The 25,775-nt window shown below is 41.4% G+C and carries 24 protein-coding genes and 1 pseudogene; 19 read left to right on the top strand and 6 right to left on the bottom strand.

Annotated features, from left to right (window positions below):
* Window positions 1-16: 16 nt before the first annotated feature.
* Window positions 17-442: a prepilin peptidase-dependent pilin gene (ppdD, locus tag LGZ99_RS09930; RefSeq protein WP_021323973.1), complete on the bottom strand. Its 426-nt coding sequence runs from the start codon at window positions 440-442 to the stop codon at window positions 17-19.
* 201 nt (window positions 443-643) lie between these two features.
* The gene (gene nadC, locus LGZ99_RS09925) at window positions 644-1,534 is read right to left on the bottom strand and encodes a carboxylating nicotinate-nucleotide diphosphorylase (RefSeq protein WP_021323974.1); all 891 of its coding nucleotides are present in this window, start codon (window positions 1,532-1,534) and stop codon (window positions 644-646) included.
* A gap of 126 nt (window positions 1,535-1,660) precedes the next feature.
* Here nadC and LGZ99_RS09920 point away from each other — a divergent pair.
* The 13 genes and pseudogenes from LGZ99_RS09920 to mscS form a co-directional block, all read left to right on the top strand.
* A pseudogene (locus tag LGZ99_RS09920) lies at window positions 1,661-1,773 on the top strand (1,6-anhydro-N-acetylmuramyl-L-alanine amidase AmpD); the annotation flags it as partial.
* Between the two features lie 39 nt (window positions 1,774-1,812).
* Window positions 1,813-2,667 (top strand): beta-lactamase regulator AmpE, encoded by an 855-nt coding sequence (gene ampE / locus LGZ99_RS09915; protein ID WP_021323975.1) that lies wholly within the window; start codon window positions 1,813-1,815, stop codon window positions 2,665-2,667.
* 230 nt (window positions 2,668-2,897) lie between these two features.
* Window positions 2,898-3,476, top strand: a complete 579-nt coding sequence (locus LGZ99_RS09910; RefSeq protein WP_021323976.1) for a hypothetical protein — start codon at window positions 2,898-2,900, stop codon at window positions 3,474-3,476.
* Window positions 3,477-3,484: 8 nt separating this feature from the next.
* A complete protein-coding gene (locus tag LGZ99_RS09905; protein ID WP_021323977.1) occupies window positions 3,485-3,706 on the top strand; it encodes a helix-turn-helix domain-containing protein in 222 nt (73 codons plus the stop codon).
* A gap of 331 nt (window positions 3,707-4,037) precedes the next feature.
* On the top strand, window positions 4,038-4,313 hold the full coding sequence (locus LGZ99_RS09900; RefSeq protein ID WP_036839026.1) for a putative periplasmic lipoprotein: 276 nt from the start codon (window positions 4,038-4,040) through the stop codon (window positions 4,311-4,313).
* 48 nt (window positions 4,314-4,361) lie between these two features.
* Window positions 4,362-4,730, top strand: coding sequence for a hypothetical protein (locus LGZ99_RS09895; RefSeq protein ID WP_023044560.1), 369 nt, complete (start codon window positions 4,362-4,364; stop codon window positions 4,728-4,730).
* Between the two features lie 489 nt (window positions 4,731-5,219).
* The gene (pdhR, locus tag LGZ99_RS09890) at window positions 5,220-5,984 is read left to right on the top strand and encodes a pyruvate dehydrogenase complex transcriptional repressor PdhR (protein ID WP_021323980.1); all 765 of its coding nucleotides are present in this window, start codon (window positions 5,220-5,222) and stop codon (window positions 5,982-5,984) included.
* Window positions 5,985-6,172: 188 nt separating this feature from the next.
* A complete protein-coding gene (aceE, locus tag LGZ99_RS09885) occupies window positions 6,173-8,836 on the top strand; it encodes a pyruvate dehydrogenase (acetyl-transferring), homodimeric type (protein ID WP_021323981.1) in 2,664 nt (887 codons plus the stop codon).
* A 13-nt stretch (window positions 8,837-8,849) separates the two neighbouring features.
* Window positions 8,850-10,436 carry a pyruvate dehydrogenase complex dihydrolipoyllysine-residue acetyltransferase gene (gene aceF / locus LGZ99_RS09880; protein WP_036839029.1) on the top strand — a complete coding sequence of 529 codons (1,587 nt, stop codon included), beginning with the start codon at window positions 8,850-8,852 and terminating at the stop codon, window positions 10,434-10,436.
* A 206-nt stretch (window positions 10,437-10,642) separates the two neighbouring features.
* The gene (lpdA, locus tag LGZ99_RS09875) at window positions 10,643-12,070 is read left to right on the top strand and encodes a dihydrolipoyl dehydrogenase (protein WP_021323983.1); all 1,428 of its coding nucleotides are present in this window, start codon (window positions 10,643-10,645) and stop codon (window positions 12,068-12,070) included.
* A 452-nt stretch (window positions 12,071-12,522) separates the two neighbouring features.
* Window positions 12,523-15,120, top strand: coding sequence for a bifunctional aconitate hydratase 2/2-methylisocitrate dehydratase (gene acnB, locus LGZ99_RS09870; protein WP_021323984.1), 2,598 nt, complete (start codon window positions 12,523-12,525; stop codon window positions 15,118-15,120).
* Window positions 15,121-16,365: 1,245 nt separating this feature from the next.
* The gene (locus LGZ99_RS09865; protein ID WP_262979090.1) at window positions 16,366-16,737 is read left to right on the top strand and encodes a YacL family protein; all 372 of its coding nucleotides are present in this window, start codon (window positions 16,366-16,368) and stop codon (window positions 16,735-16,737) included.
* Between the two features lie 134 nt (window positions 16,738-16,871).
* Window positions 16,872-17,744 carry a small-conductance mechanosensitive channel MscS gene (mscS, locus tag LGZ99_RS09860; RefSeq protein ID WP_262979083.1) on the top strand — a complete coding sequence of 291 codons (873 nt, stop codon included), beginning with the start codon at window positions 16,872-16,874 and terminating at the stop codon, window positions 17,742-17,744.
* Between the two features lie 174 nt (window positions 17,745-17,918).
* Here mscS and LGZ99_RS09855 read toward each other — a convergent pair whose 3' ends face one another.
* The 3 genes from LGZ99_RS09855 to LGZ99_RS09845 all read right to left on the bottom strand — a co-directional run bounded on the left by LGZ99_RS09855 (window position 17,919) and on the right by LGZ99_RS09845 (window position 20,094).
* A complete protein-coding gene (locus LGZ99_RS09855; protein ID WP_262979082.1) occupies window positions 17,919-18,446 on the bottom strand; it encodes a GNAT family N-acetyltransferase in 528 nt (175 codons plus the stop codon).
* Entirely contained in the window at window positions 18,446-19,744 is a 1,299-nt protein-coding gene (gene darE, locus LGZ99_RS09850) for a darobactin maturation radical SAM/SPASM protein DarE (protein ID WP_023044553.1), read from the bottom strand. Before darE ends, LGZ99_RS09855 begins: the two co-directional genes overlap by 1 nt.
* A 185-nt stretch (window positions 19,745-19,929) precedes the next feature.
* Complete coding sequence (locus LGZ99_RS09845) at window positions 19,930-20,094, bottom strand: hypothetical protein (RefSeq protein WP_021323988.1); 165 nt, start codon at window positions 20,092-20,094, stop codon at window positions 19,930-19,932.
* Between the two features lie 498 nt (window positions 20,095-20,592).
* Here LGZ99_RS09845 and argO point away from each other — a divergent pair, with 498 nt between their 5' ends.
* Together argO and LGZ99_RS09835 are read left to right on the top strand one after the other, a co-directional pair.
* Window positions 20,593-21,216, top strand: coding sequence for an arginine exporter ArgO (argO, locus tag LGZ99_RS09840; RefSeq protein WP_021323989.1), 624 nt, complete (start codon window positions 20,593-20,595; stop codon window positions 21,214-21,216).
* A gap of 114 nt (window positions 21,217-21,330) precedes the next feature.
* A complete protein-coding gene (locus LGZ99_RS09835) occupies window positions 21,331-22,050 on the top strand; it encodes an oxidative stress defense protein (RefSeq protein WP_036839039.1) in 720 nt (239 codons plus the stop codon).
* Here LGZ99_RS09835 and LGZ99_RS09830 read toward each other — a convergent pair.
* A complete protein-coding gene (locus LGZ99_RS09830; RefSeq protein WP_036839040.1) occupies window positions 22,047-22,949 on the bottom strand; it encodes a LysR family transcriptional regulator ArgP in 903 nt (300 codons plus the stop codon). The two genes, LGZ99_RS09835 and LGZ99_RS09830, sit on opposite strands and share 4 nt — an antisense overlap.
* 352 nt (window positions 22,950-23,301) lie before the next feature.
* Between LGZ99_RS09830 and LGZ99_RS09825 the strand changes: the two genes are divergently transcribed.
* The 4 genes from LGZ99_RS09825 (at window position 23,302) to LGZ99_RS09810 (ending at window position 25,681) form a co-directional block, all read left to right on the top strand.
* Window positions 23,302-23,856, top strand: coding sequence for a hypothetical protein (locus tag LGZ99_RS09825; protein WP_021323992.1), 555 nt, complete (start codon window positions 23,302-23,304; stop codon window positions 23,854-23,856).
* A 109-nt stretch (window positions 23,857-23,965) separates the two neighbouring features.
* Window positions 23,966-24,127, top strand: a complete 162-nt coding sequence (locus LGZ99_RS09820; RefSeq protein ID WP_200875282.1) for a hypothetical protein — start codon at window positions 23,966-23,968, stop codon at window positions 24,125-24,127.
* A gap of 462 nt (window positions 24,128-24,589) precedes the next feature.
* The gene (locus tag LGZ99_RS09815) at window positions 24,590-24,931 is read left to right on the top strand and encodes a bleomycin resistance protein (RefSeq protein ID WP_021323994.1); all 342 of its coding nucleotides are present in this window, start codon (window positions 24,590-24,592) and stop codon (window positions 24,929-24,931) included.
* A gap of 108 nt (window positions 24,932-25,039) precedes the next feature.
* Complete coding sequence (locus LGZ99_RS09810; RefSeq protein WP_036839041.1) at window positions 25,040-25,681, top strand: condensation domain-containing protein; 642 nt, start codon at window positions 25,040-25,042, stop codon at window positions 25,679-25,681.
* The last annotated feature ends 94 nt before the right edge of the window (window positions 25,682-25,775 follow it).

Raw genomic sequence — 25,775 nt, 5'->3', positions numbered from 1 at the left:
TCATAAGAATGATGAATTAAAACTTGAATATTTCCTGACACCGGTTCTTTAATGATACACTTGCTGACTCACATTTATTAATCCATCTGATCGTACCTGTTTGTATCTTTTGTGTCGGACTCAAAATAACCCTGATATCTTTCAGGCTTTGCTGACCATTAATGGTGATTTCTCCATCTTTAACTGAAATACTTCCAATATATCTGCTATTATGGTTATTGGGAATTGATGCTGCCCCTGAATTGCAACCTTTAAAATCTTCAGTTTCAAAACTGCAAAGTTCTATGCCTGATTTGTAAGGTACAATAGCTTGTAACATATCTGTTAAGGCGGCTTTCTGAATATATCCCTGATAACTGGGAATACCAATAGCACTTAAGATGGAAATAATGGCAATAGCAACCATAATTTCCATTAATGTGAATCCTTGTTGTTGGCTCATGTTTTTTCTCCGTGTTGTTGTATTGCGACATAAATAATGGAGGAAAAGGAAAAAAATAAAATAGAATATATAGAGATTATGGAATTGGCTCGAAAAAAGATTTTTGGATTGCAATGTTTTCAGAAATATTTACGGTGGTGTTCGCAAATCTGTTAGTTATGGATTGCTGATTTACACCACCATCAATATTATTGTTGATGTTTACTGAAAGCGCATAGATAGATCTAATGCTTTGATATGTTTGGTTAATGCTCCAACAGAAATGAAGTTAATGCCTGTTTCGGCATAGCTGCGCAGGGTATCCAGGGTTATATTACCTGATACTTCTAAAGCGGCTTTACCTGATGTAATAGCGACAGCTTCTTTCATCATTGGAATAGTAAAATTATCTAACATAATAATATCAACATTGGCTTTCAGTGCCAGAATCAGTTCATCCAGGGTTTCGACTTCGACTTCAACAGGGACATCAGGGTGAGAATAACGGGCTTTATCTACTGCCTGTTTAATAGAACCGTTGGCAATAATGTGGTTTTCTTTAATAAGGAAAGCATCAAATAATCCAAGACGGTGATTATTGCCCCCGCCGCAAAGTACCGCATACTTTAGGGCTGTGCGTAATCCTGGCAGTGTCTTACGGGTATCGAGTAGCTGTGTTTTTAAACCGGCAAGAAGGCGGACATAATGACTGACTTCTGTTGCAACACCAGAGAGAGTTTGAATAAAGTTAAGGGCGGTGCGTTCACCAGTCAGCAATACAGGTGCAGGGCCTCGTAATACACAGAGTTCTTGGTTGGCTGTAATTACATCACTGTCTTTTACCAACCATTCAATGGAGGTTTGGTCACCTAATTGAGTGAAAACTTCATTCAGCCATTGTTGCCCACAGAAAATACCCTCTTCCCGGGTAATAATTATTGCGGTGGCTTGTTTACCTGCCGGAATTAACTGACCGGTAATATCAGAAGTGAAATCTGTGTTGCCACCCAGATCTTCTTTTAGTGCGAGGGTTACACTGGCAGGAATGTCGTTCTGTAAGCGCTCCATCAGAACAACACGGCGCTGATCTGCACTGTAATTTTGTTTTGTCATTAAAAAGCTCCGGAAGTGATAACAATATTGATGGTCTTAACATGCTACCCTGTTGTGTAGTGAACAACTACTATCTTGGTTTTGTCGTCAGATTGAAGGAATAAAAGTGCGGTTGCTGAAAGTTGGATTGATGGAGTCAGGAAAATTTTTTACCTCACCATGATTTGCGGCCACAAGGTGAGCAGCCATCGCATAATATCAGTTTGCCTCCAGAGAAGTTTGGTGGCCCTTATTTCGATTGGATACATTATCAGCAATTGTTGCAGGAGTAGGAAAGAATGACCCTCTTTATACTGTTGTTAGTGTTGGCATGGGAACGAGTGTTTAAAATGGGTGAACATTGGCAATTGGATCATCGTGTTGAACCATTTTTTACCAACATGAAATCTTTTTCATTATGGAAAAGCCTATTGATGACATTAGCTGTCATGCTACTTACATGGCTACTGATTGAAATGCTTGATGATCTTATATTCGGGATCTTTGAGCTGATTTTATGGGTGTTGATTTGTTTACTATGCATAGGCGCGGGGCGCTTACGGCATGATTATCGTGAATATTTTCGTATTGTTCATCAGGGGGACAGGGAGCAATTAAGAGAACATCTCGCTCGCCTCGCCATCATTCATGGCTTACCCTCTGATGCCAGTAAAGAAAATGAGTTACGGGAGATGCAAAATGCACTTCTATGGATAAATTTTCGTTATTACTTGGCACCGATTTTTTGGTTGATTGTGGCGGGTCAATTAGGGCCGGTTGCTTTGATGGGATATTGTTTCTTAAGAGCTTATCAGGGGTGGTTGGCACAATATGGTACGCCACTTCAGCGCGCGCAATCTGGTGTTGATAGTTTGTTGAACTGGCTGGACTGGATCCCTGCTCGTTTGGCTGGAATTGCTTATGCCTTATTAGGGCATGGTGAGCGGGCTTTACCGGCGTGGGTTGCCTCTCTTAGCGATTTGAGAACTTCACAATATAAAGTGGTATGCCAGCTTGCTCAGTTTTCATTAAGCCGCGAACCCCATCTTGATTCAATTCTAACGCCTGTTGCCGCGGTGACACTGGCGAAAAAGGTGACTTTTTCTATCATTGTCGTTGTTGCTTTTCTGACAATTTATGGCGCATTGGTTTGATTTGTTTGTAGTCTCAATAGTTTAATTATCTATAAAGGGAGCGGTGTAAATAGCTCCTTTTTTCTTTTCTATCAATAAATTAATTATATCTGGCAACTATAATCACGGTGATTTACACATCATTCCAGGCGCCGTTCTGTTTATTTAATGATAAAAACTTATTGTAATACGATAAGTTTTCAAGTACTTTACCGAAAGTTTAGTCAAACATGTAAATGGAATGACACATTATGTGCGGTAAACAGGAGTTTGTGACTAACCCCAGAATCAGGCTTCTTAGCTTTCTGGCTATTATTATTGCTTCTGTGATGGCGGTTGCTGATATGGGCTTCCATATTGTTTCCTGGTCATTATGGGGTGATACCACTCGTCAGGCTGTTATTCAGGCGTACAGTGATCTTATGCCCGCATTGACTGAAAAGGGATTTAAGCAATCTTTGTTAAGCCAAGTGCTTTACATATCGTTGGATACAATACCTCGTGTCATATCGACTGCTTCCTATGTCTTAATCGGAATTTTGTTTTTTCGATTTGCTAAAGGTGAAATATGGAGTGACCGTAATATTTCCGGTTCATTTATTATTGGTTTCTTGATGATTCTGGAGCAGTTTCTTTACCCAGTGATTAATACATTACAAGGAATGGCCTTATCTGTGGATTTAGGAAAAGGACAACGCGTATTTAGTTTCTCGCTTGGCGTTAATTCAGAGTCTTTGTTTATTGTTATGTTTGGTGTATTCCTTCTGATATTTAGCTTAATTATGCGTGAATCAAAGAAAATAAGCGATGAACAGCGTTATTTTATCTGAGAATCTCCATGAGTATTATAATAAGATTGGATGTGCTCTTAGCTAAAAGGAAAGTGAAGTCTAAAGAGCTGGCTGCAATTATCGGTATTACTGAGCAAAATTTATCATTGCTGAAAAATGGGAAGATAAAAGGTATCCGTATTGATACGCTGGAAAAAATTTGTAAATATTTACAATGCCAGCCTGGGGATATATTGGAGTATGTGGAAGATGAAGAGGATAACAGCTAATTAAGTCACTGTGGGCCTTTTTGTATCTTGTAAGATGGAATTTAACATTAATTAATTTTAAATGCATTAAAATATCACTTATTTCATGTTTTTTATCTGGCTTATTATTCCTAAGTGTTCATGGGACACCAATAAAGATAATTTTTTCCAGTAATGAAGGGATGTTTTACTCTATGGGAAAATATTGTTCTGATATCCCTTGGAATGCCAGAAAGATAAAATGCATATGTAGATATTACTTACTCGATCGTAAGAAATGATCTCTCTTTTTATATGGTTTTAATTTAAGTTAAATTTTTATAATATATACAGAAAATTAAGGATGTTAAGAATGAATAAATTTCTCATTGCTTTATTGTCAATATTTGTGATTACAGGATGTTCTTCTGTGCCACGGCTTACTGATGGCTATATTTCAACCTGTGATTATTTTGAATGTAATGTTAAAGATATAATTTCGGGTACTGAAGTCAACGTAAATACTCCGCATCCTGTGCCTGATTTTGATAAAAACACATCAATCCAAGACAGACAAATTATACAATCTGGTGGACGGCCACCTTTTGAAGATAAGAGTTACCGTATTAGGGGAACTTTTAAATTCTAATTTAATTTCCTTGATTATTTTCTTTAGTTTTGTTTGAGGCATTTTTTTATGAATTCCGTAAAAAAAATCACTATTGTTCCTTTAATTATATTATTTACTTTATTAACTGGTTGTACATCGTGGGAAAAACCAGGCGCAAATCAGTATGAAAGAGACAGGGATTATGCTGAATGTAAGGCACTTGGTTATTCTCAATTACCATCAGACTGGACCAGCGAAGTTGTTCATTCTTTCGAGACAAAACGTTTTTCCTGCAAAAATGAAGACAAGGAAGAAGATAAATCTTGTAATCATTACGTTACTGTGCCAAAAACTGAAGTTAATCGTTGGGATAAAAATGAATCTTCAAGGCGTTGGGTAATTTCATCCTGTATGTATAAAAAAGGGTGGCATGAAGAAACCCGCTATTGGTTTTAATATAGTACGTTTTTCCATCAGTAAGAGTTATGTAGGACTTTTGCTGGTGGTTACTCACATATTTTGCAAATATTCCTTTCTGATCACAGGTTTTAACCATTCTGTTTTGCTGATTTGAGCTACATTTATAATCTAATGGAATAGTCGTTGTGTTTAAAATCAACAAATGATGATTTGGTATCTATACTTTTTAAATAAATATTCAACTATTTCTTTGCTGTAACGATTCATTATATCTATTTATACGTTCCAAAAGATTAGGTTAAAATATCATTGCAGAGGATTCATTAACCTATTAGTTATCAATTTTTGCTAATTTTTAAAAAAAATTGTTAAAATTTGCAGGTTTTTATGATTTAGCTCAAGGTCTTTATGGACAGCTGGTGAATACTTTGTTACTTTTATGGCCCTGTAGTTTAAATTGGTATTACCAATTGACTCCGGTAGGGACCGAAGCAATGTTTATCCATTAACTGGCTTACAGTAAATATGGCTTATAGCAAAATCCGCCAACCAAAATTATCAGATGTTATTGAGCAGCGTCTCGAGCATCTCATCCTTGAAGGATCTTTACGTCCAGGGGAGAAATTGCCGCCTGAACGTGAGTTGGCGAAACAGTTTGATGTGTCACGCCCTTCACTGCGCGAAGCTATTCAACGGTTAGAATCTAAAGGTTTTCTCTTTCGCCGTCAGGGTGGGGGAACGTTTGTTCAGAGTAACCTATGGCAAAGTTTCAGTGATCCACTGGCACAACTACTGGCTGGTCATCCAGAATCTCAGTTTGATCTCCTTGAAACCCGCCATGCTTTGGAAGGTGTCGCAGCCTATTACGCGGCATTGCGTGGAACTGACGAAGATTTTGAACGCATTCGGGAACATCACCTGATTATTCAACAAGCACAGCAAAGTGGTGATGTTAATGCTGAGTCCGATGCTGTTCTGCAATACCAGCTCGTTGTTACCGAAGCGGCACATAATGTGGTTATCCTTCATTTATTGCGCTGTATGGCACCTATGTTGGAACAAAATATCCGGCAGAATTTTGAGTTTCTGTATACCCGTCGGGAAACGCTGACAGCAGTCAGCGATCATCGAGCGAAAATTTTTGAAGCTATTATGGCGAGACAACCAGAGAAAGCCCGTGAGGCTTCCCATCGCCATTTAGCCTTTATTGAAGATGTTTTATTGGATCTCAGCCGTGAGCATACCCGCCGGGAGCGATCATTGCGGCATCTCCAACAACATCCGGAATAAAATTAGCTGTGCAGATCCTGAAGTTTGCTGCGTCTGCATAGCTAGTCGAGTCCCTTTACTGAGGGCGCTAGCGGCAACAACAGTGAGGGCCTATCTTCCAGTCATGACCGGCTGAACGTCAAAGGGTATGACGGGAAGATAGGCTCCAAAACAATCATTAGAAACAGATAACAGATAAGGAATACACCATGTCAGACATTTTGAAAAATGACGTGGATCCGATCGAAACTCGCGACTGGTTACAGGCGATCGAATCGGTCATCCGTGAAGAGGGTGTTGAGCGTGCCCAGTTCCTGATTGATCAGGTATTAAACGAAGCACGTAAAGGTGGCGTGAATGTTGCGGCAGGTGCTGCTAACCGCGATTATATCAACACCATTGCTGTTGAGGATGAGCCTGCTTACCCTGGCAACCTGGAGCTGGAGCGCCGTATTCGCTCTGCTATTCGCTGGAATGCTGTGATGGCTGTTTTGCGGGCATCTAAAAAAGATCTGGAATTAGGCGGCCATATGGCTTCATTCCAGTCTTCAGCAACCATGTATGAAGTTTGTTTTAACCACTTCTTCCGTGCCCGTAATGAGAATGACGGCGGTGATTTGGTTTATTTCCAAGGCCACATCTCTCCTGGCGTCTACGCACGTGCTTTCCTTGAAGGCCGTCTGACTGAAGAGCAGATGAATAATTTCCGTCAGGAAATTCATGGCAACGGTCTGTCTTCTTATCCGCATCCAAAACTGATGCCTGAGTTCTGGCAATTCCCGACGGTTTCCATGGGATTGGGGCCAATTGGTGCTATCTACCAAGCTAAGTTCCTGAAATATCTGGAACACCGTGGTTTGAAAGACACCTCCAAGCAAACCGTTTACGCATTCTTGGGTGACGGTGAAATGGATGAGCCGGAATCCAAAGGTGCGATTACTATCGCAACCCGTGAGAAACTGGATAATCTGGTATTTGTTATCAACTGTAACCTGCAACGCTTGGATGGCCCAGTTACGGGTAATGGCAAAATCGTTAACGAGCTGGAAGGTATCTTCAGCGGTGCAGGTTGGCAGGTTCTTAAAGTTCTTTGGGGTGAGCGTTGGGATGAATTGCTGCGTAAAGATACCAGCGGCAAATTGATCCAACTGATGAACGAAACTCTGGACGGCGATTACCAGACGTTCAAATCCAAAGATGGTGCTTATGTCCGTGAACATTTCTTCGGCCGTTACCCAGAAACGACCGAATTAGTCAAAGACATGACTGATGATCAGATTTGGGCGCTAAACCGTGGTGGTCACGATCCTAAGAAAGTATTTGCTGCCTTGAAAAAAGCGCAGGAAACCACCGGAAAACCAACCGTCATCCTGGCTCAAACCATCAAAGGTTACGGTATGGGTGATACGGCTGAAGGCAAAAACATCGCTCATCAGGTTAAGAAGATGAATATGGAAGGCGTTCGCCATTTCCGTGATCGTTTCAATGTCCCTGTTGCTGATGAGCAAATCGAAAATCTGCCATATGTGACTTTCGATAAAGACTCTGAAGAGTACAAATACCTGCATGAACGTCGTGCAGCGCTTGGTGGTTATTTGCCAAGCCGTCGTACTCACTTTGAAGAAAAGCTGGAACTGCCAACGCTGGCAGATTTTGGTGCATTGCTGGAAGAACAAAACAAAGAGATTTCTACCACTATCGCTTTTGTTCGTGCACTGAATGTGATGTTGAAGAACAAGTCAATCAAAGATCGTCTGGTTCCAATCATTGCCGACGAAGCGCGTACCTTCGGTATGGAAGGTCTGTTCCGTCAGATTGGTATCTACAGCGCTAATGGTCAGCAGTATACTCCGCAGGACCGTGAGCAGGTTGCTTACTATAAAGAAGACGCGAAAGGCCAGATCCTGCAAGAAGGTATTAATGAGCTGGGTGCAGGTTCATCATGGTTGGCGGCGGCGACTTCTTACAGCACCAACAACCTGCCAATGATTCCGTTCTATATCTACTATTCTATGTTCGGGTTCCAGCGTATTGGCGACCTGTGCTGGGCAGCAGGTGACCAACAGGCTCGTGGCTTCCTGATCGGCGGTACCTCAGGTCGTACAACCCTGAACGGTGAAGGTCTGCAACACGAAGATGGTCATAGCCACATTCAATCTCTGACTATCCCTAACTGCATCTCTTACGATCCGGCGTTTGCTTATGAAGTTGCTGTGATTATGCATGACGGTTTGGAGCGTATGTATGGTGAGAAACAAGAGAATATTTACTACTACATCACCACGCTGAACGAAAACTACCACATGCCGGCAATGCCACAAGGTGCAGAAGAAGGTATCCGTAAAGGTATCTACAAACTGGAAAGCCTGGAAGGCAGCAAAGGTAAAGTTCAGTTGTTAGGTTCTGGTTCTATCCTGCGTCATGTTCGTGAAGCGGCGCAGATTCTGGCTAACGATTATGGTGTGAGTTCTGACGTATACAGCGTCACTTCATTCACTGAACTGGCGCGTGATGGTCAGGATTGTGAACGCTGGAATATGTTGCACCCAACAGAAACGCCACGCGTACCTTATGTTGCTCAGATCATGAATGAAGCACCGGCAGTGGCTTCTACTGACTACATGAAACTGTTCGCAGAACAAATTCGTAACTTCATCCCTGCAAGCGAATTCCGCGTATTGGGTACTGATGGTTTCGGTCGTTCCGACAGCCGTGAAAACCTGCGTCATCATTTTGAAGTTGATGCTTCCTACGTGGTTGTTGCTGCTCTGGGTGAGCTAGCTAAACGTGGTGAAATTGATGTGAATGTTGTGGAAGAAGCAATCAAGAAATACAACATTAATCCAGAGAAAGTTAACCCGCGTTTGGCATAAGAGGTAAAGATCAATGACTATCAAAATCAACGTACCGGATATCGGTGCAGATGAAGTTGAAGTCACCGAAATCATGGTGAAAGTTGGCGATACAGTGGAAGCTGAACAATCGCTGATCACGGTAGAAGGTGATAAGGCTTCGATGGAAGTTCCATCCCCTCAGGCGGGTGTTGTTAAAGAAATCATCGTTGCGGTTGGCGATAAAGTTGAAACCGGCAAGCTGATTATGATTTTTGCTTCCGCAGAGGGTGCTGTAGAAGCTGCACCTGCTGAAGAATCAGCGGCGATACCATTATCCTCTCGTATGGCAGAGCCAGAACCTGTGGTTTCCGCAGCCAGAGATGTTCATGTACCCGATATCGGCGGTGATGAAGTTGAAGTTACCGAAGTGATGGTTAAAGAAGGCGATACGGTTACAGCGGAACAATCACTGATCACCGTAGAAGGTGATAAAGCCTCTATGGAAGTACCGGCACCGTTCGCCGGTACGGTTAAAGAGATTAAAATCAAGATCGGTGATAGAGTGAAAACCGATTCTATGATCATGGTATTCGAAGTCGTGGGGGCAGCCCCTGCGGCCTCTGCTCCGGCTCCGGCGGCTGAACCTGAGAAAGCAGTCCCTGTTCTGGAGAGCAGAAGCTTCGTAGAAGAAGACAAAAACGATTTCATTGAAAATAGTGCTTATGTCCATGCAACACCGGTGATCCGTCGTCTGGCGCGTGAATTCGGTGTTAATCTGGCTAAAGTGAAAGGTTCAGGTCGTAAAAACCGTATTCTGCGTGAAGACGTTCAATCTTACGTGAAAGACGCGATTAAACGTGCTGAATCTGCGCCTGCATCAGCCGGTGGTGGTCTGCCGGGGATGCTGCCTTGGCCGAAAGTGGATTTCAGCAAATTTGGTGAAATTGAAGAAGTTGAACTGGGTCGTATCCAGAAAATTTCGGGTGCTAACCTGAGCCGTAACTGGATGATGATCCCGCATGTTACACAGTTCGACGAAACGGATATCACTGAAGTTGAAAACTTCCGAAAACAGCAGAATCAGGAAGCTGAGAAGAAACAGCTTGGCGTGAAGATCACCCCACTGGTGTTCATTATGAAAGCGGTTGCAAAAGCGCTGGAAGAAATACCGCGTTTTAACAGCTCTATCTCGGCAGATGGTCAGAAACTGACGCTGAAAAAATACATCAACATTGGTGTGGCAGTTGACACACCTAATGGTTTGGTGGTTCCGGTGTTCCGTGACGTCAATAAGAAGGGCATCATCGACTTATCCCGCGAGCTGACAGAGATGTCTAAGAAAGCCCGCGCAGGTAAACTGACTGCATCTGATATGCAGGGTGGATGCTTTACTATTTCAAGCCTGGGCGGTATTGGTGGCACAGCATTTACGCCAATCGTTAACGCACCGGAAGTGGCTATCCTGGGCGTATCCCGTTCATCCATGAAGCCGGTTTGGAATGGTAAAGAGTTTGTACCACGCCTGATGCTGCCTATGTCACTCTCCTTCGATCACCGTGTGATCGATGGTGCTGATGGTGCGCGTTTCATTACATTTATTAATCATGCAATGAGCGATATCCGCCGTCTGGTGATGTAATCTCAAAGGCCGGCCATACGCCGGCCTGATTGTTATTGCTGTGGCAAGGAAACAGCTTGCATCTGGTTAGTTTGTTGCGAGTTCTGTCACGTTAACGCGCTTTTCAGGTTATTAACAATTCTGTAAACTGCTCGCGGTGTGTAGGTCCCGGTGGAATATATCGTTTTTGGCGTCTGACCCGCCGGACAAACAATTAAGAGGTCATGATGAGTACTGAAATTAAAACCCAGGTTGTGGTGCTTGGGGCAGGTCCAGCAGGGTATTCTGCTGCTTTTCGTTGCGCGGATTTAGGTTTGGAAACCGTCCTGGTGGAACGTTACTCTACCTTAGGTGGTGTTTGTCTTAACGTTGGTTGTATCCCTTCTAAGGCATTGCTTCATGTAGCAAAAGTTATTGAAGAGGCTAAAGCTCTGGCCAATCACGGCATCGTTTTTGGTGAACCAAAAACTGACATCGAAAAAGTCCGTGTCTGGAAAGAAAAAGTTATCAATCAGCTGACCGGTGGTCTGGCTGGTATGGCTAAAGGCCGCAAAGTTAAAGTTGTTAATGGTGTTGGTAAATTTACCGGTGCTAACACACTGGTTGTTGAAGGCGAAAGTGGCGCAACAACGATTAATTTTGATAATGCCATTATTGCCGCGGGTTCCCGTCCTATCCAATTACCATTCATCCCTCATGATGACCCTCGCGTATGGGATTCTACAGATGCACTGGCGCTGACAACGGTTCCTGGGCGTCTGCTGGTGATGGGCGGCGGTATCATCGGTTTGGAAATGGGAACGGTTTACCACGCTCTGGGTTCTCAGATTGATGTCGTTGAAATGTTGGATCAGGTTATTCCTGCGGCTGACAAAGATGTGGTGAAAGTATTCACCAAGCGTATCAGCAAACAATTCAACCTGATGCTGGAAACGAAAGTGACGGTAGTAGAAGCCAAAGAAGATGGTATCTACGTCACGATGGAAGGCAAAAACGCACCGGCAGAACCACAGCGTTATGACGCAGTTCTGGTTGCCATCGGTCGTGTACCTAACGGTAAGATGATGGATGCGGGTAAAGCAGGTGTTGAAGTTGATGACCGTGGCTTTATCCATGTTGATAAGCAAATGCGTACCAATGTACCGCACATTTTTGCTATCGGTGACATCGTTGGTCAGCCAATGCTGGCGCATAAAGGTGTTCACGAAGGTCACGTTGCGGCTGAAGTTATCTCTGGTAAGAAACACTACTTCGATCCAAAAGTTATCCCATCCATTGCTTACACTGAACCAGAAGTTGCATGGGTTGGCCTGACTGAAAAAGAAGCGAAAGAGCAAGGTATCAGCTATGAAACGGCAACTTTCCCGTGGGCCGCTTCTGGCCGTGCGATCGCTTCTGATTGTGCTGACGGTATGACCAAACTGATTTTCGATAAAGAAAGTAACCGTATTATCGGTGGTGCCATTGTAGGTACTAACGGTGGTGAGCTACTGGGTGAAATCGGTCTGGCAATTGAAATGGGTTGTGATGCAGAAGATATCGCGTTGACTATCCATGCTCACCCAACGTTGCATGAATCTGTCGGTCTGGCGGCTGAAATCTTTGAAGGCAGCATTACTGACTTGCCAAATGCTAAGGCGAAGAAAAAGAAATAATTTCTTAAATCGCCTGATGTAATTAACTAAGCGGCTTTCATTTATGGAAGCCGTTTTTTTGTACCTGGTATGACCTGTTCAAAAAAATAGGATATAAAAAGTGTGGTTTTTGTGGGTGCTACTGGCAAAAATCAGCGGAATAATCTGCTTTAATAGCGTTATCTACTACTAATTCAGAATATTACTATCAGTTAATGTTACTTTTATGTGAACGAATTAACATCGCATTCAAATTTTGGTATGCTGGGTGCCCGAAGCTCGGCATAACTTAACTTGAACTGATTAGGTTATGCCGGCAATCCTCTGACCTGGCACCCAGAACCATAACTAACAGCCTGTCCCAGTGGGCGTTGCGTTATTGTTGCGAAAACACAATAGCCTGATGATACAGGTTCTAAGGCGGGTGCAGACAGCCGGGTAGATAAAATGACAATGAGAGCGAGGAGAAAGTCGTGCTAGAAGAATACCGCAAGCACGTAGCCGAGCGTGCAGCCCAAGGCGTCGTCCCTAAGCCATTGGACGCGGCGCAAGCGGCGGCGCTGGTTGAGTTACTGAAGAGCCCACCAAAAGGTGAAGAAGATTTCCTGTTAGATCTACTGATTAACCGTATTCCCCCTGGTGTTGATGAAGCGGCATATGTAAAAGCCGGTTTTCTTGCCGCCATTGCAAAAGGTGAAACCACGTCACCGCTGATCACGCCAGAAAAAGCGGTTGAACTGCTTGGAACTATGCAGGGTGGTTATAACATTCACCCCCTGATTGATGCTCTGGATAATGAAAAACTGGCTCCCATTGCAGCTAAAGCGCTCTCACATACTTTGTTGATGTTTGATAACTTCTATGATGTAGAAGAAAAAGCGAAAGCCGGTAATCCACAAGCTAAACAAATTATGCACTCTTGGGCAGATGCGCAGTGGTATCTGGAACGTCCTGAACTGGCAGAAAAAATCACAGTAACTGTATTTAAAGTGACGGGTGAAACAAACACAGATGACTTATCTCCTGCGCAAGATGCATGGTCACGTCCTGATATTCCATTACATGCTCTGGCTATGCTGAAAAACGCCCGTGAAGGTATAGAACCTGATCAAGCTGGCACCGTTGGCCCAATCAAACAGATTGAAGAGTTGAACAAAAAAGGCCACCCATTGGCTTATGTCGGCGATGTTGTCGGTACAGGTTCTTCCCGTAAATCAGCCACTAACTCAGTGCTGTGGTTTATGGGCGAAGATATCCCATTTGTACCAAACAAACGCGGTGGTGGCGTTGTTTTGGGCGGTAAAATCGCGCCAATCTTCTTCAATACGATGGAAGATGCCGGTGCATTACCAATTGAGATAGATGTTACCAAGCTGAATATGGGTGATGTCATTGATATCTATCCCTATAAAGGCGAAGTACGCAATCACGAAACCAATGAGTTATTGGCTGAATTTGAACTGAAAACCGATGTGTTGCTGGATGAAGTTCGCGCGGGTGGTCGTATTCCACTGATTATTGGTCGTGGTTTAACCAGTAAGGCTCGTGAGTCGCTTGGCTTACCGCAAAGTGATGTATTCCGTCAGGCGAAAGCGGTTGAGAAAAGTAACCGTGGTTTCTCCTTAGCTCAGAAAATGGTTGGCCGGGCATGTGGTAGTGTGGGTATTCGTCCGGGTGAATATTGTGAACCTAAAATGACCTCCGTTGGTTCTCAGGATACTACCGGTCCAATGACCCGTGATGAGCTGAAAGACCTGGCATGTCTGGGTTTCTCTGCGGATTTGGTGATGCAGTCATTCTGCCATACGGCTGCTTATCCTAAGCCGGTTGACGTCACTACCCACCATACTCTGCCGGATTTCATCATGAACCGTGGTGGTGTTTCCCTGCGTCCGGGTGACGGCATCATTCACTCATGGCTAAACCGTATGTTGTTGCCTGATACCGTAGGAACGGGTGGTGATTCTCATACCCGTTTCCCGATAGGTATTTCCTTCCCGGCAGGTTCTGGTTTGGTGGCATTTGCGGCTGCGACGGGTGTAATGCCTCTGGACATGCCTGAATCTGTGCTGGTTCGTTTTAAAGGACAGATGCAGCCGGGCATCACTTTACGTGATTTGGTGCATGCGATTCCTTACTATGCGATTCAGCAAGGCCTTCTGACCGTTGAGAAGAAAGGTAAGAAAAACATCTTCTCTGGCCGTATTCTTGAAATCGAAGGTTTGCCAGAGCTGAAAGTTGAGCAAGCATTTGAACTAGCGGACGCTTCCGCGGAACGCTCTGCGGCAGGTTGTACGATTAAACTGGATAAAGCGCCGATTATCGAATATCTGCAATCTAATATTGTATTGCTGAAATGGATGATTGCCGAAGGTTATGGTGACCGCCGTACGCTGGAACGTCGTGTAACAGGTATGGAAAACTGGCTGAAAGATCCTCAACTGCTGGAAGCCGATGCTGATGTGGAATATGCCGCTGTTATTGAAATCGATCTGGCTGAAATCAAAGAACCAATTCTGTGTGCGCCGAATGATCCGGATGATGCGCGTTTACTGTCTGATGTAGCTAACAGCAAAATCGATGAAGTCTTTATCGGTTCTTGCATGACTAACATTGGTCACTTCCGTGCAGCCGGTAAATTACTGGATCAGCATAAAGGCCAATTGCCAACTCGCTTGTGGGTTGCTCCACCAACTAAGATGGATGCAGCTCAGCTCACTGAAGAGGGTTATTACAGCATCTTTGGTAAGAGTGGGGCACGGGTTGAAATACCTGGTTGTTCCCTGTGTATGGGTAACCAAGCGCGCGTTGCTGACGGTGTAACGGTGGTTTCTACTTCAACCCGTAACTTCCCGAACCGTTTAGGAACGGGAGCGAACGTCTATCTGGCATCGGCTGAATTAGCGGCGGTGGCTTCTCTGTTAGGACGTCTGCCTACACCGGAAGAATATCAGCAATTTATGGATAAAGTTGATGAGACCGCGGAAGATACTTACCGTTATCTCAATTTTGATCAACTGAATCAATACACTGAAAAAGCGGATGATGTGATTTTCCAAACCGCGGTGTAATTCCGATATATTGCAATACGAACAAATGGGAGGTAAAAACCTCCCATTTCAAAAATAGCTTTTAAGAAAAGCTGTTTTTGTCTATCAACATGGTTTTAAAATCTGGAGAAAATGGCAGGCGTATCATGAAAAAACAGGTAAAAACTTTAATCATTAAAGGTAAAAATAAGTGATTAAGGGTTTTTAAAGTCGAGTAAAAAATTTGATACTATTTTGACATCAGAAGAGAAAACATCAGAGAAAACAGGTTTTAAATCTAAAAAATCAAATACAGTAAACGAGAAAACCATAAAAATAACGTAATAAAAAAGAGATAAAATGGTTAATTTGGCAGGGTTTAGATCCTGAAAAAAAGAGAATTATTCGAAAAAACATAAAGGGTCATCTTTATATCACCAGGATATTTACTGGTTGACTTATGAAGAGAAAATAAAGGGTAGTGATTTATGAAAACCTCTCAAGATTGCCAGTAAGACAGCGTCAGTAAAGATAACATGTATGATTAACATTCGTTGAACTTAAAACACGATATACCATGATGATTAAACTTAATAAAAAGCAGATGTCAAAATTAGTAAAAAACGGTTAAAACTTTTTTAATAGCGTTTTCAACAGGGAATAAAGTTTTTCATAAACAAATTAAATAATCGATTATAAAAAATCGCAATACCTTAAATATGCCCGATTAAACTTACTTTACACTGCTTTAACCCGTCTAACTGTTATAATTTTTTGACCTGCGATTCAGAGTCTACAACCGATAACCGGCGCGCTTAAGTATTTTGAAGCACACTGGTAATATTCGCTATGTTGGTCACTGATGAGTTTCTGCAATGCAAACGCATTCTTTAACGAAAAGATATGTCATATCATAATGACTGCTGAAAGCATCTTCTTTTTCCAGACAAGATAGAAAATAAGTCGCTGTATTGCAATATTCTTGAATGTACCTCATCAATCAGAGGCAAAACGTTCGATTTTGCTGTTTTTGTTTCCCTGAGATATTATTAATGGTAAGTACCATTTTCCTGCTTTGCACTAACTGCCATAAACATACAAGGCTTTGAGGCTGAATTCGCTTCCAATGAAAGTTAGACATAATATCTTGGGGATACACATTTCGGTCATCCAAGTGCAGAACCACACTTGTTGTGTCAGTATCCTGTTCTAGCCGGTTTGTGGGCTGATTTGGGGCGGAATTGCAGGGGAAATATGAAAACGAAGAAGAACGCACCGGAGATAATGATGGACTACGAATTTTTGCTGGGTGTCACTGGGCAGGTGACTAGCCGATTCTCAATGGATCACGAAGCTATTGGTCAGTGGCTGAATGAAGAAGTTAAAGGTGACTTGACTGTGCTGGATAAGATCACCACAGCGCTGGCTGAAATCAAGGGCAGTGAACGCCAATGGCAACTTGTGGGTCATGAATATACGCTGCTAATGGATGATGAAGAAGTTATGGTTCGTGCTAATCAGCTTGAGTTTGAAACTGATGAGATGGAAGAGGGCATGAATTATTACGATAATGAGAGTCTGGCTTTTTGTGGTACTAAGGATTTTATTGATATGTTGTCCGATTATCGGGATTTTATTTTGCGAAAAGACTACTGGTAACTATTTGTATATAAACCAGAATAATTTTTTGATGTGATAGGTTTTTTTCTTGCTGTCGATACTTGCTATGAAGAGTAGCAATTAGGTAATTTTGTTAATTATAGTTTAATAGCTAAATAATCAAGGTGGTTTTAATGGAAGATATCAGTCTGTCTGGTGGTATTAATGAGGCTACAAGCTGGTTTATTAATCATCAGGATTTAATCATTCAGTATCTGGTCAATATGGTTGCTGCTGTTCTAATCCTTGTTTTGGGGTTGATGGCGGCAAAATTGATCAGCAAGGGTGCGAAACGAGTTATGTCGTTGCGTGACATTGATGTAACTGTGTCAGATTTCCTGGCTGCGATTGTCCGTTATTCGGTAATTGCGTTCACGATTATCGCTGTTTTGGGTAAATTAGGGGTTCAGACAGCGTCGGTAATTGCGGTTATCGGTGCCGCGGGTTTAGCCGTTGGCTTGGCCTTACAGGGTTCTTTGTCCAACTTTGCCGCGGGCGTGTTGTTGGTGGCTTTCCGCCCAATTCGTGCTGGTGAATATGTTATTTTGGGTGCAGTTGAAGGTACTGTGGTTCAGGTGCAGATTTTCTCTACAACATTGCGTACAGCCGATGACAAAATTATTGTTATCCCGAATGGGAAAATTATTGCAGATAATGTTATTAATACCAGCCGTGAACCGAACCGTCGGACGCAAATAATGGTCGGTGTTGCCTATAATGCAGATATTGATGAAGTCAAAAAAGTACTGGGTGATATTATTGCGGCAGACAGTCGTATTCAGCATGATAGCGGTGTGACAATCCGTTTGCATGAAATGGCGCCTTCTTCGCTGAATTTTATCGTGCGTGTATGGACGACCAATGGTGATGCTTGGGATGTTTATTGGGATTTGATGGAAAACTTTAAACGTACATTGGATAAACACAATATCGGTATTCCCTATCCACAAATGGATGTTTATTTGCATCAGAATCAGGTTGCGTCACAGAATAGGATGAACGATTAAAGTCTGCTTATTATTACGATCCTCTTCGCATATGTTGAGGTGTCGATGTTGGCGCTATTGTTGGTATAACCCAGTCCGGTTGGCGATTTATTAGTTTTGCGATTGCTATTCCGGATTGAGTTACTTTGAAATGTGAGCCATTGGGATAGACTCTAATCGTCCGGTATCAGTCATTCAACAAAGCTCAATTTCTTTTGTCATCCATAATACAGTATTAGTACCATCTAATTGCAAATCGATAGGTTTATACCCAACTTTTATATAGAGTCGTAAAATATACTCATTATTTTTATAGAGTTGTATAGCCAAGCCAACTTTTTTTACGTTAAGTCGCTGATGACAAATTTCCTCTAACTTGCGAGAGAAGGGAAGTGTTATGCCATTTCTCCTCCACTTTGGGTTAATCCAGAGGTCATGGAGTTCAATTATTCCCATGTCATTAAATGACGTACGCTCAGATATCAAGAGAATGTGTGCCATTCCTACAAACTCTGTGTTATGACGACATATTAGCACTATTCTCTTTGATTCTTTAATTTCATGTTGGCATAATTTAAAGTATCCAATAGGTCTTACCTCTCCTGAGTTCGTCATTATATCATGTATATCAATGATTTCTTCATTGCTTAATTTTGATTCTATAAAAGTGAATTTATTCATTTCGTTTTTATTAAAGTTAGTGTTTTTAGTATGATTTTCCATCATAAAACCCCTGAGATTGTATTAAGTAGCTTGTCAGTTCCGCAACATGCTAATGTATCTGAGTACATTTTATTATGCTTCCTGTTAGCTATTCTTGTTTGTGGGCACCCACCGTGACATAGATGAAACCATTGGCATTTTTCCATGTTGTTATTATTATCAATTTCTTCTTTTTCTGATTTTTCATAATGTAAAGAATTATCTAGTAATGTTCTTAAATCACTATCCAACAATGATCCATAGTAAAAATTTTCACTCCCGACGTATTTGTCACATGCAGATACAGTTGCATTTGGCTCAATTGTAACAACTTCTTGATGGCATTTTTCTGACCAATAACATGACATCAGAACATTGTTAGCGCCTTTTAAAACACCAACGAATGAGTTAAACAAAGGAATGTTAATTGTGTCTTTATATTCCTTCCACCAGATCAGGAATAGTTCTGAGAGAAAATCCATGTATTCGAAGTAATTGATATAACTGTCACCTGGATATTCTCCAGGAAGTAACCTGTTATCTGGAACTATATCTAGGAAAACGAGATCATTGAGGTTTATTCTTGCGAAATAGTCTAATAGTTCTTTTTTATTTGATTCAAGTATAAGTCGATCAACAACAACTAGCCCCCCATATTTAATGTTGTTATCTCTGAATGTTTGTATTGTTTTCTCTATTCTTCTAGAAGTACCGACACCTTTTAGATCAACTCTTCTGCTATCATTAATCTCGGGATGACCATCAAGGCTTATTCCAACACTAATCTTCAATCTTTTTATTAATGAGATCCATTTTTCACTTATATTTACAGCATTTGTTTGTATCGCATTAGTGATAAATTGGTTGTCTCTCTTAATATGTTGTTGCAACCAAATGAATTTTATGAAAAACTCTGGTCTTAATCTTGTAACTTCACCACCATGCCATACAAATTCCACTCTAATTAAATCAGGAATATCAAGGAGCCTTTTAGTTATGGCAACTAAGCTACTAAAACTCATTGTGTTATTTTTCCCTTCAGCCCATGAATGGCAGTAGGAACACCTTAAATTGCATAATCTGGTCGCTTTGGTAACAACAACAAGTTTATTAGATCCTAACGGCTTTACTTCTATTTCTTTCCGCATTTCATTTTCATAAATTTCTATTTCCTCATCAGAAAGGATATCTTGGATTGGAATTTTCTTTATATCTTCATATGCATATAGTTCATAAGGGATTTTAGATCTTTTTTTAGTGTAATTAGCCCTCATATCGCCATTCACATCTATGTTTCTTACTTCTATTTTTTCGTTCATCTTAGCCTCTTTTAAGTATTATTGTTGTAGATGGTTTTTCCTCAGACTGTGTGAAGCTATTAATATGTATATACAATACATTAGTATTGAGAATTAAAAATGAGAAATAAAATAGCGCTAATCGGATTAGTCTTGAGTATAAGTACTGACTACCAATGCCATTGTTTAAATTACATTATTATTCTTTAGAATCTATAAGTCCATTGAGAAAGTTCAGGATAGTTTTCGTATTCTGATTTATCTCTGTTATTATTAATCTCTCTATCATTATCTCTATTTTTACATTGTTTTATGTTATTTTCCCCTTGAAGGGGTAATTTAGCATCGTGATTTTTTGTGGATATGTTCATATATAAACCCCATTTTATATTGGCGTTTGATAGTCAGTAATTAAAGAGTAGTTAATGTTTTTAACAAATGCCAATAATCCATTCGTCTTTTATGGTTTTTTTTATTGTTATTTGATTTTATAGAATAAATAGTTGAGTGATTTGATGAATAGAGCGGTATTGATATCTGAATTCAGACTTGAAATACTTTATGTGAGGAGATCTCAGATAGCAAGAGCGATAATAATGATGATTGCTAACAGCGTGAAACCAATAAATTTTAAAAAATAATCTTTTTCTTTTTATTTCTATATAATTGACGGGTTTATTCATGTTTGAATGTGTATTTACCTGATTTTTTTAATTAATCAAATATTTTTACAGCAAAAATCTGGCTTTTAATGAGTGATTAAAGTTACTTATGATCTATTAGAACTATTTGTTTCCTATAATGAGCTATCCTTCCTAATATTCTGAACATTGGAAGAGCAAAGTGAATAATTATTGAGGAGTTTTTTTATGTTATCGACATTTTTGCAGGGTTTTCTTCTCAGTGCTGCAATGATTTTACCTCTTGGTCCACAAAATGCCTTTGTTATGCAGCAAGGGAGCCGAAGACAATTCCATCTGATGAGTGCAACTTTGTGTGCTATCAGCGACGGTTTTCTGATTGGTGCCGGCGTATTTGGAGGGAGTGCATTGCTTGGTCAGTCAACTTTACTACTGCAATTTGTCACTTGGGGAGGGGTTGCTTTTTTATTGTGGTATGGCTGGAGAGCTTTTCGTATGGCCCTGCTTGCGAATGCGGAACTCACACGGACTGACAATATAGCGAGGAGTCGCTGGCGGGTAATTGCGATTATCTTTGCTGTCACTTGGTTAAATCCACATGTCTATCTGGATACCCTGGTTATACTGGGAAGTATTGGTGGTCAATTATCTTCAGAACTCAGGCCTTGGTTTACTTTTGGTGCTGCAAGCGCTTCCATTAGCTGGTTTTTTGCTCTGGCATTCCTCGCTGCTTGGTTTTCCCCCGTACTGAATAAGCCACGTTCTCAACGAATTATTAATGGATTTATCTGTATTGTCATGTGGTATATAGCCTGGCAACTTGCTAAACAGGGATTGATAATTTCTGGTTAACCTGGACACTTTTTTTGCATACAGTGGGTGTGTTAGTGTTTTATTTATCCCATGCATGTTTCGGTTTTTCCGGGGATAAACTCTTTTTGTGACAGATTTTCTACGGAGGTTGTGGTGAAATTAAAATCATTAGGGTTAGCTGCAATGTTAAGTGCAGGAGGCGTACCGCTCTCTGCGCAGGCAGCTGATTTACCCGTGGTCCCTCATATTGTGACTTCTGGTAATGCGGTAATTAAAGCAGAACCGGATATGGCAACATTGATAATTAACGTCGATATTTCTGCCAAAGATGCTTCCGGCGCTAAAAAACAGGTTGATGAGCTTGTTGCTAAGTATTTTGATTTTCTAAAAGAGAATGGTATTGAAAAGAAAGATATTAATGCGGCGAATCTGCGTACTCAACCTGACTATGAGTATGACAGAGAATCCGACAAGTCTGTGCTAAAAGGTTATCGTGCAATCCGTTCGGTGGAAGTGAAGGTTCGTAAGTTGGATCATCTTAATATTCTGCTTGATGGTGCATTAAAAGCTGGCTTGAATGAGATCTCATCCGTTCAGTTTGGTGTGGACGATCCACAAAAATATCGTGATGAAGCCCGACAAAAAGCCATTCAGAATGCGATTGAGCAGGCTGATGTATTAGCGAAAGGCTTTAACAGTAAACTTGGCCCGATATACAGCATCAATTATCGAGCACCAGATATTTCCTATATGAAATACCGCAATAATGATGTCGTGCTGGCGGCAGGGGCTGCTGGTGTGAATGAAACTTACCAACAGGACACCATCAGTTTTAGCGATCAGGTTGATGTTGTATTTGAGCTAAAACCTTAATCCGTGTCATATTGTCTTAACATCTGACGCCCAATTTTCAACAGGGCGTCAGTCACTTTTTTCATTGTTCTGCTTTCCGGTGCGAAACGATGCCAATAGAGCATCCGGCGCTGACATAAACCTGGCGTCAGGTCGAGTAATTTGCTCTCTTTCAGTTCCTGATCAATTTGTAAATGAGGGATCATACAACAGGTAGAACCCTGTTTTGCCAGTTGCACAAAAGCTTCAGATGAGTTGACGATATGGCATGGAACACTGCCCGGCGATAAATCGAAGTTCTGTTGTAAAAATACCTGATGCATATCATCCAGGTGATCGAATGCTACCGCGGGTGCCTTCAATAATGCTGAACGGGTAACCCCATTTGGAAAATATCGGGTAGCAAATTCTGGTGACGCAACAAACAGGTAATCCAGTGCTCCTAGTTTATCTACCAGACAACCCGGTAATGGTTGTGGTTGAATACTGACTGCCCCAACAACTTCGCCTCTTCTTAATTGTTCTTGAGTACGGGTTTCATCTTCAACCTGAATATTCAGCCGAATCGGTAAATCACCGAGCACTGGGTGCAGTGCCGGTAACAACCAGGTTGCCAGGCTATCGGCGTTAACTGCCAGTGAAAGCAGCAGTGGAGTATCTGTACCAGATTCATCACCTAGCCATTGTTCTTCCAATAATTCTACTTGATGCAGTAGCGCCAGCAGCTTTTGCCCTTGTTCGGTGGGGCGTGGAGGAACGGTGCGCACTAACAGAGGCTGACCGAACAGATTTTCCAACTGCTTGATACGTTGAGAAACTGCGGACTGAGTGATACAGAGTTTCTGGGCTGCGCGTTCGAAACCGCGCTCACGGATCACAGCATCCAAAGCTTGCAGTGTTCGGTAATCAGGGCGTTTCATTACAGAAAGACTCTCCATTGATTGTTCTGCATAGCACTATGCCATATTTTTCCGGTGGATGAGGCAAATTATCTGGTGTGCCATAAATCCTGCCTTATCAATGATAGCCGATACTGGTACCGGGCTCATCTCCAGCTTGAATAGATGTTGTTGATTCGTGGCCTTATGGGAAGGTGCTTCCATTTCTGGAAGTCAAATTTGTTAAAGTGGCTAAGTAGGAGATATGCTCAGAAGGTAGCTCTGAGTGAGGGTGTTTTTGTTAACTTGGCAATTAATTTTTGATTGATCCAAGGATGGTTTACATATTTCGTTTTTCCAACTATCTAATAACAATGTAATGAGGTTGCTTTATATGCTTTCACTGAAGCATGTTGCACAGTTGACATATAATATTTTACAGTTGTATATGAACCAGAGAGGAATAGATTTGGTTGTTGGGCCTATCTCTGATAATGATGCAAACATGCTGACAAGAGCGTATGGCGATATTAACTGGGAATATTATATTACAGAAGTGGGCAATCGTGATAACTGCTTCAGCTTGTGTATAAAGTTTGTCAAATCAAGGGAACCTTTCCAAGTTGAGTCTGTTCCGGCTGGAGCCGCCTTATCTACATATGATCTGAACGATAAGAGCTTTAACATTTATGTGTTGGAAAACTTTGTTAAGGATACTGAAAATCACCCATTGCGCAGAAAGATGCTTTTGTATACTCTGTATACAGCATTGATTTTCATGAATATGGTTGATGGTGAAATTGTAAGGATCCATGAACCAGTTGAGGATAAAATAGCTTATTATTGTTCGTTTGGTTTTGAGCTAGAACGTTGTGGATATGTGATGTCATGTGACATCCAAACTTTAATCGAAAAGGTGAAAAGCAGATCCGAGAGTTTGGCTCTTTGATAGTTAGTCTCTGGATGCGTATATAATGTTCAGGCAGAGCAGCTGTTTTTTCATATTTGTCCTGCATTATGAATCAATTTAGTAACAAGGTTGCCTTAGAGGTGTTGCTATGAAAGCACAAAAAGAACCGATGTTCGATACTGTTCAAGCCTACAAAAAGGCTGGAGAATCCTTAGATTTCCTAATGAAAGTAGGTCCAGCTTTGGAAGAGAAAGCGCAAGCGCCGAGCCAAGAGAAGCAAGGTCGTCATCGCAGCAAAGTAGCTGCATAAATATCAGTCTTTTTGTAGCCCGCCTTATGGCGGGTTTTTTAATTTTATGGCTTTAGCCAGTTTAAGTAGCGTCAGCTTCTTAAACATAAAACCTGTAGTGGTCAACTAATTCCGGACAAACCGAAATACGCAGGGGATCCCTCAGGCGCAGAGCCAATATAAATGAAGGCTATCTTGTGCAGGTTTTACTGGCCGGTTTAAATATGAATGAAAAATGAGCCTTCACGCTCTTGCCCTGATCAAATGTTGATGACATGATAGGCAATCCATGCTAGGTAAAAATGCTGTATTCATAGTAAATCATATTTAATAATTTATTGTTAATTCCTCATGATTTTAGGAGGTATTGTTGAATCTATTTTTATAGTCATATTACTTATTTAATGAGAGTAACGTACAGTGATTTGTCAGACAATCCTGTATGAGCGTTTAAAAATTATATATAAATAAAAGGGAAAATGTATGAGCGATTGGGAGGCTGTCCCTGTATTGGCTGCATTGGATCTAGATGAATTGGTTGACTTTTACACAAGTAAACTTGGGTTCCATTGCGACAATTTTGTTCCTAATGAATATGCGATAATTAGCAGAGGGGAAGCTGAAATCCATTTTTGGGCATGTAACGATAAGTACATTGCAGAGAACACTTCTTGCTATATTTTCGTGAAAGATATCCAAAGTGTGTTTCAAGAACTACAAGCGCAGACTGAAGTCTCTCCGCTTGCGGAAACTCCATGGGGCATGTTGGAGTTCCACCTAATTGATCCAAGTGGAAATTTACTTAAGTTTGGGCAGCCAGTTTAGCTGTTTAACGTTCTCCCCAACTCCTGTTTATTCAAAGTATATGGACATCGAACTTGAAAAATCCATTCAAACGTATGGCTTCTTTTTCCGCTGAAAAGAAGATAGAAATTGTCAGAAAGGTCAAGCAACACTGAGCAGAGTAAAAAAGAAAGGCATGCTGATGAAAAGGAGGGCGGAGAATCATTCATAGAGTGGTTGAAACTTCATCAGGAAAATAACAATGGAAATCAAAAAGAAGAAGCTCTGTCCCCTGTTACAAGTTCTCAGTTAAGGCTGTGGTATCTGAGTCAGATAAGCGACACCCATTCTATTGCCTACAATATTCCTGTTGCACTACAGATAACAGGCAGTCTTGATGTTGCCAAGTTAAAGCAAAGTTTTGTAAAACTGGTTAAACGCCATGCATGCCTGAGAACGTGCTTTCCGGTGTTCGACGGCATTCCTTCTCAATGTGTCCTGGAGCAATTACAACCTGTTTTTATACAAAGTGTAAAAACACATGAAGAGGTGACTGACTACATACACAAGCGGGTAAAGATACCATTTGATTTGGAAAACGGCGCCTTGTTTAGGGTGGAATTGATGAATCTATCCAACACCGAGCATCTACTGCTGGTGTGCTTTCACCATATTATTGCCGATGGATGGTCAGTTTCAATTCTCGTTAGAGATCTCGTCGCACTCTTTACCGATGAACAGACTCTCGCACAGACTCCCCTCAATGTCAGTTACCAAGGCTATTTCCGCTGACAGAACTCATCCGGTTATACAATGCTGACAGCAAAAAATAAACAATACTGGATTGACAGACTTATGCCTGTTCCTGAGCGGCTCAGCCTTTGTT

Origin of the sequence: Photorhabdus temperata (genome assembly GCF_025384845.1) — a bacterium.
In the GTDB taxonomy this organism is placed as follows: domain Bacteria; phylum Pseudomonadota; class Gammaproteobacteria; order Enterobacterales; family Enterobacteriaceae; genus Photorhabdus; species Photorhabdus temperata.
This window is presented reverse-complemented; position numbering and strand designations above follow the sequence as displayed.

Excerpts from the sequence above, each read along its gene's own strand:
- ppdD (WP_021323973.1), bottom strand. The coding sequence starts at position 442 with ATGAGCCAACAACAAGGATTCACATTAATGGAAATTATGGTTGCTATT.
- nadC (WP_021323974.1), bottom strand. The coding sequence starts at position 1,534 with ATGACAAAACAAAATTACAGTGCAGATCAGCGCCGTGTTGTTCTGATG.
- ampE (WP_021323975.1), top strand. The coding sequence starts at position 1,813 with ATGACCCTCTTTATACTGTTGTTAGTGTTGGCATGGGAACGAGTGTTT.
- LGZ99_RS09910 (WP_021323976.1), top strand. The coding sequence starts at position 2,898 with ATGTGCGGTAAACAGGAGTTTGTGACTAACCCCAGAATCAGGCTTCTT.
- LGZ99_RS09905 (WP_021323977.1), top strand. The coding sequence starts at position 3,485 with ATGAGTATTATAATAAGATTGGATGTGCTCTTAGCTAAAAGGAAAGTG.
- LGZ99_RS09900 (WP_036839026.1), top strand. The coding sequence starts at position 4,038 with ATGAATAAATTTCTCATTGCTTTATTGTCAATATTTGTGATTACAGGA.
- LGZ99_RS09895 (WP_023044560.1), top strand. The coding sequence starts at position 4,362 with ATGAATTCCGTAAAAAAAATCACTATTGTTCCTTTAATTATATTATTT.
- pdhR (WP_021323980.1), top strand. The coding sequence starts at position 5,220 with ATGGCTTATAGCAAAATCCGCCAACCAAAATTATCAGATGTTATTGAG.
- aceE (WP_021323981.1), top strand. The coding sequence starts at position 6,173 with ATGTCAGACATTTTGAAAAATGACGTGGATCCGATCGAAACTCGCGAC.
- aceF (WP_036839029.1), top strand. The coding sequence starts at position 8,850 with ATGACTATCAAAATCAACGTACCGGATATCGGTGCAGATGAAGTTGAA.
- lpdA (WP_021323983.1), top strand. The coding sequence starts at position 10,643 with ATGAGTACTGAAATTAAAACCCAGGTTGTGGTGCTTGGGGCAGGTCCA.
- LGZ99_RS09865 (WP_262979090.1), top strand. The coding sequence starts at position 16,366 with ATGGACTACGAATTTTTGCTGGGTGTCACTGGGCAGGTGACTAGCCGA.
- mscS (WP_262979083.1), top strand. The coding sequence starts at position 16,872 with ATGGAAGATATCAGTCTGTCTGGTGGTATTAATGAGGCTACAAGCTGG.
- LGZ99_RS09855 (WP_262979082.1), bottom strand. The coding sequence starts at position 18,446 with ATGGAAAATCATACTAAAAACACTAACTTTAATAAAAACGAAATGAAT.
- darE (WP_023044553.1), bottom strand. The coding sequence starts at position 19,744 with ATGAACGAAAAAATAGAAGTAAGAAACATAGATGTGAATGGCGATATG.
- LGZ99_RS09845 (WP_021323988.1), bottom strand. The coding sequence starts at position 20,094 with ATGAACATATCCACAAAAAATCACGATGCTAAATTACCCCTTCAAGGG.
- argO (WP_021323989.1), top strand. The coding sequence starts at position 20,593 with ATGTTATCGACATTTTTGCAGGGTTTTCTTCTCAGTGCTGCAATGATT.
- LGZ99_RS09830 (WP_036839040.1), bottom strand. The coding sequence starts at position 22,949 with ATGAAACGCCCTGATTACCGAACACTGCAAGCTTTGGATGCTGTGATC.
- LGZ99_RS09825 (WP_021323992.1), top strand. The coding sequence starts at position 23,302 with ATGCTTTCACTGAAGCATGTTGCACAGTTGACATATAATATTTTACAG.
- LGZ99_RS09820 (WP_200875282.1), top strand. The coding sequence starts at position 23,966 with ATGAAAGCACAAAAAGAACCGATGTTCGATACTGTTCAAGCCTACAAA.
- LGZ99_RS09815 (WP_021323994.1), top strand. The coding sequence starts at position 24,590 with ATGAGCGATTGGGAGGCTGTCCCTGTATTGGCTGCATTGGATCTAGAT.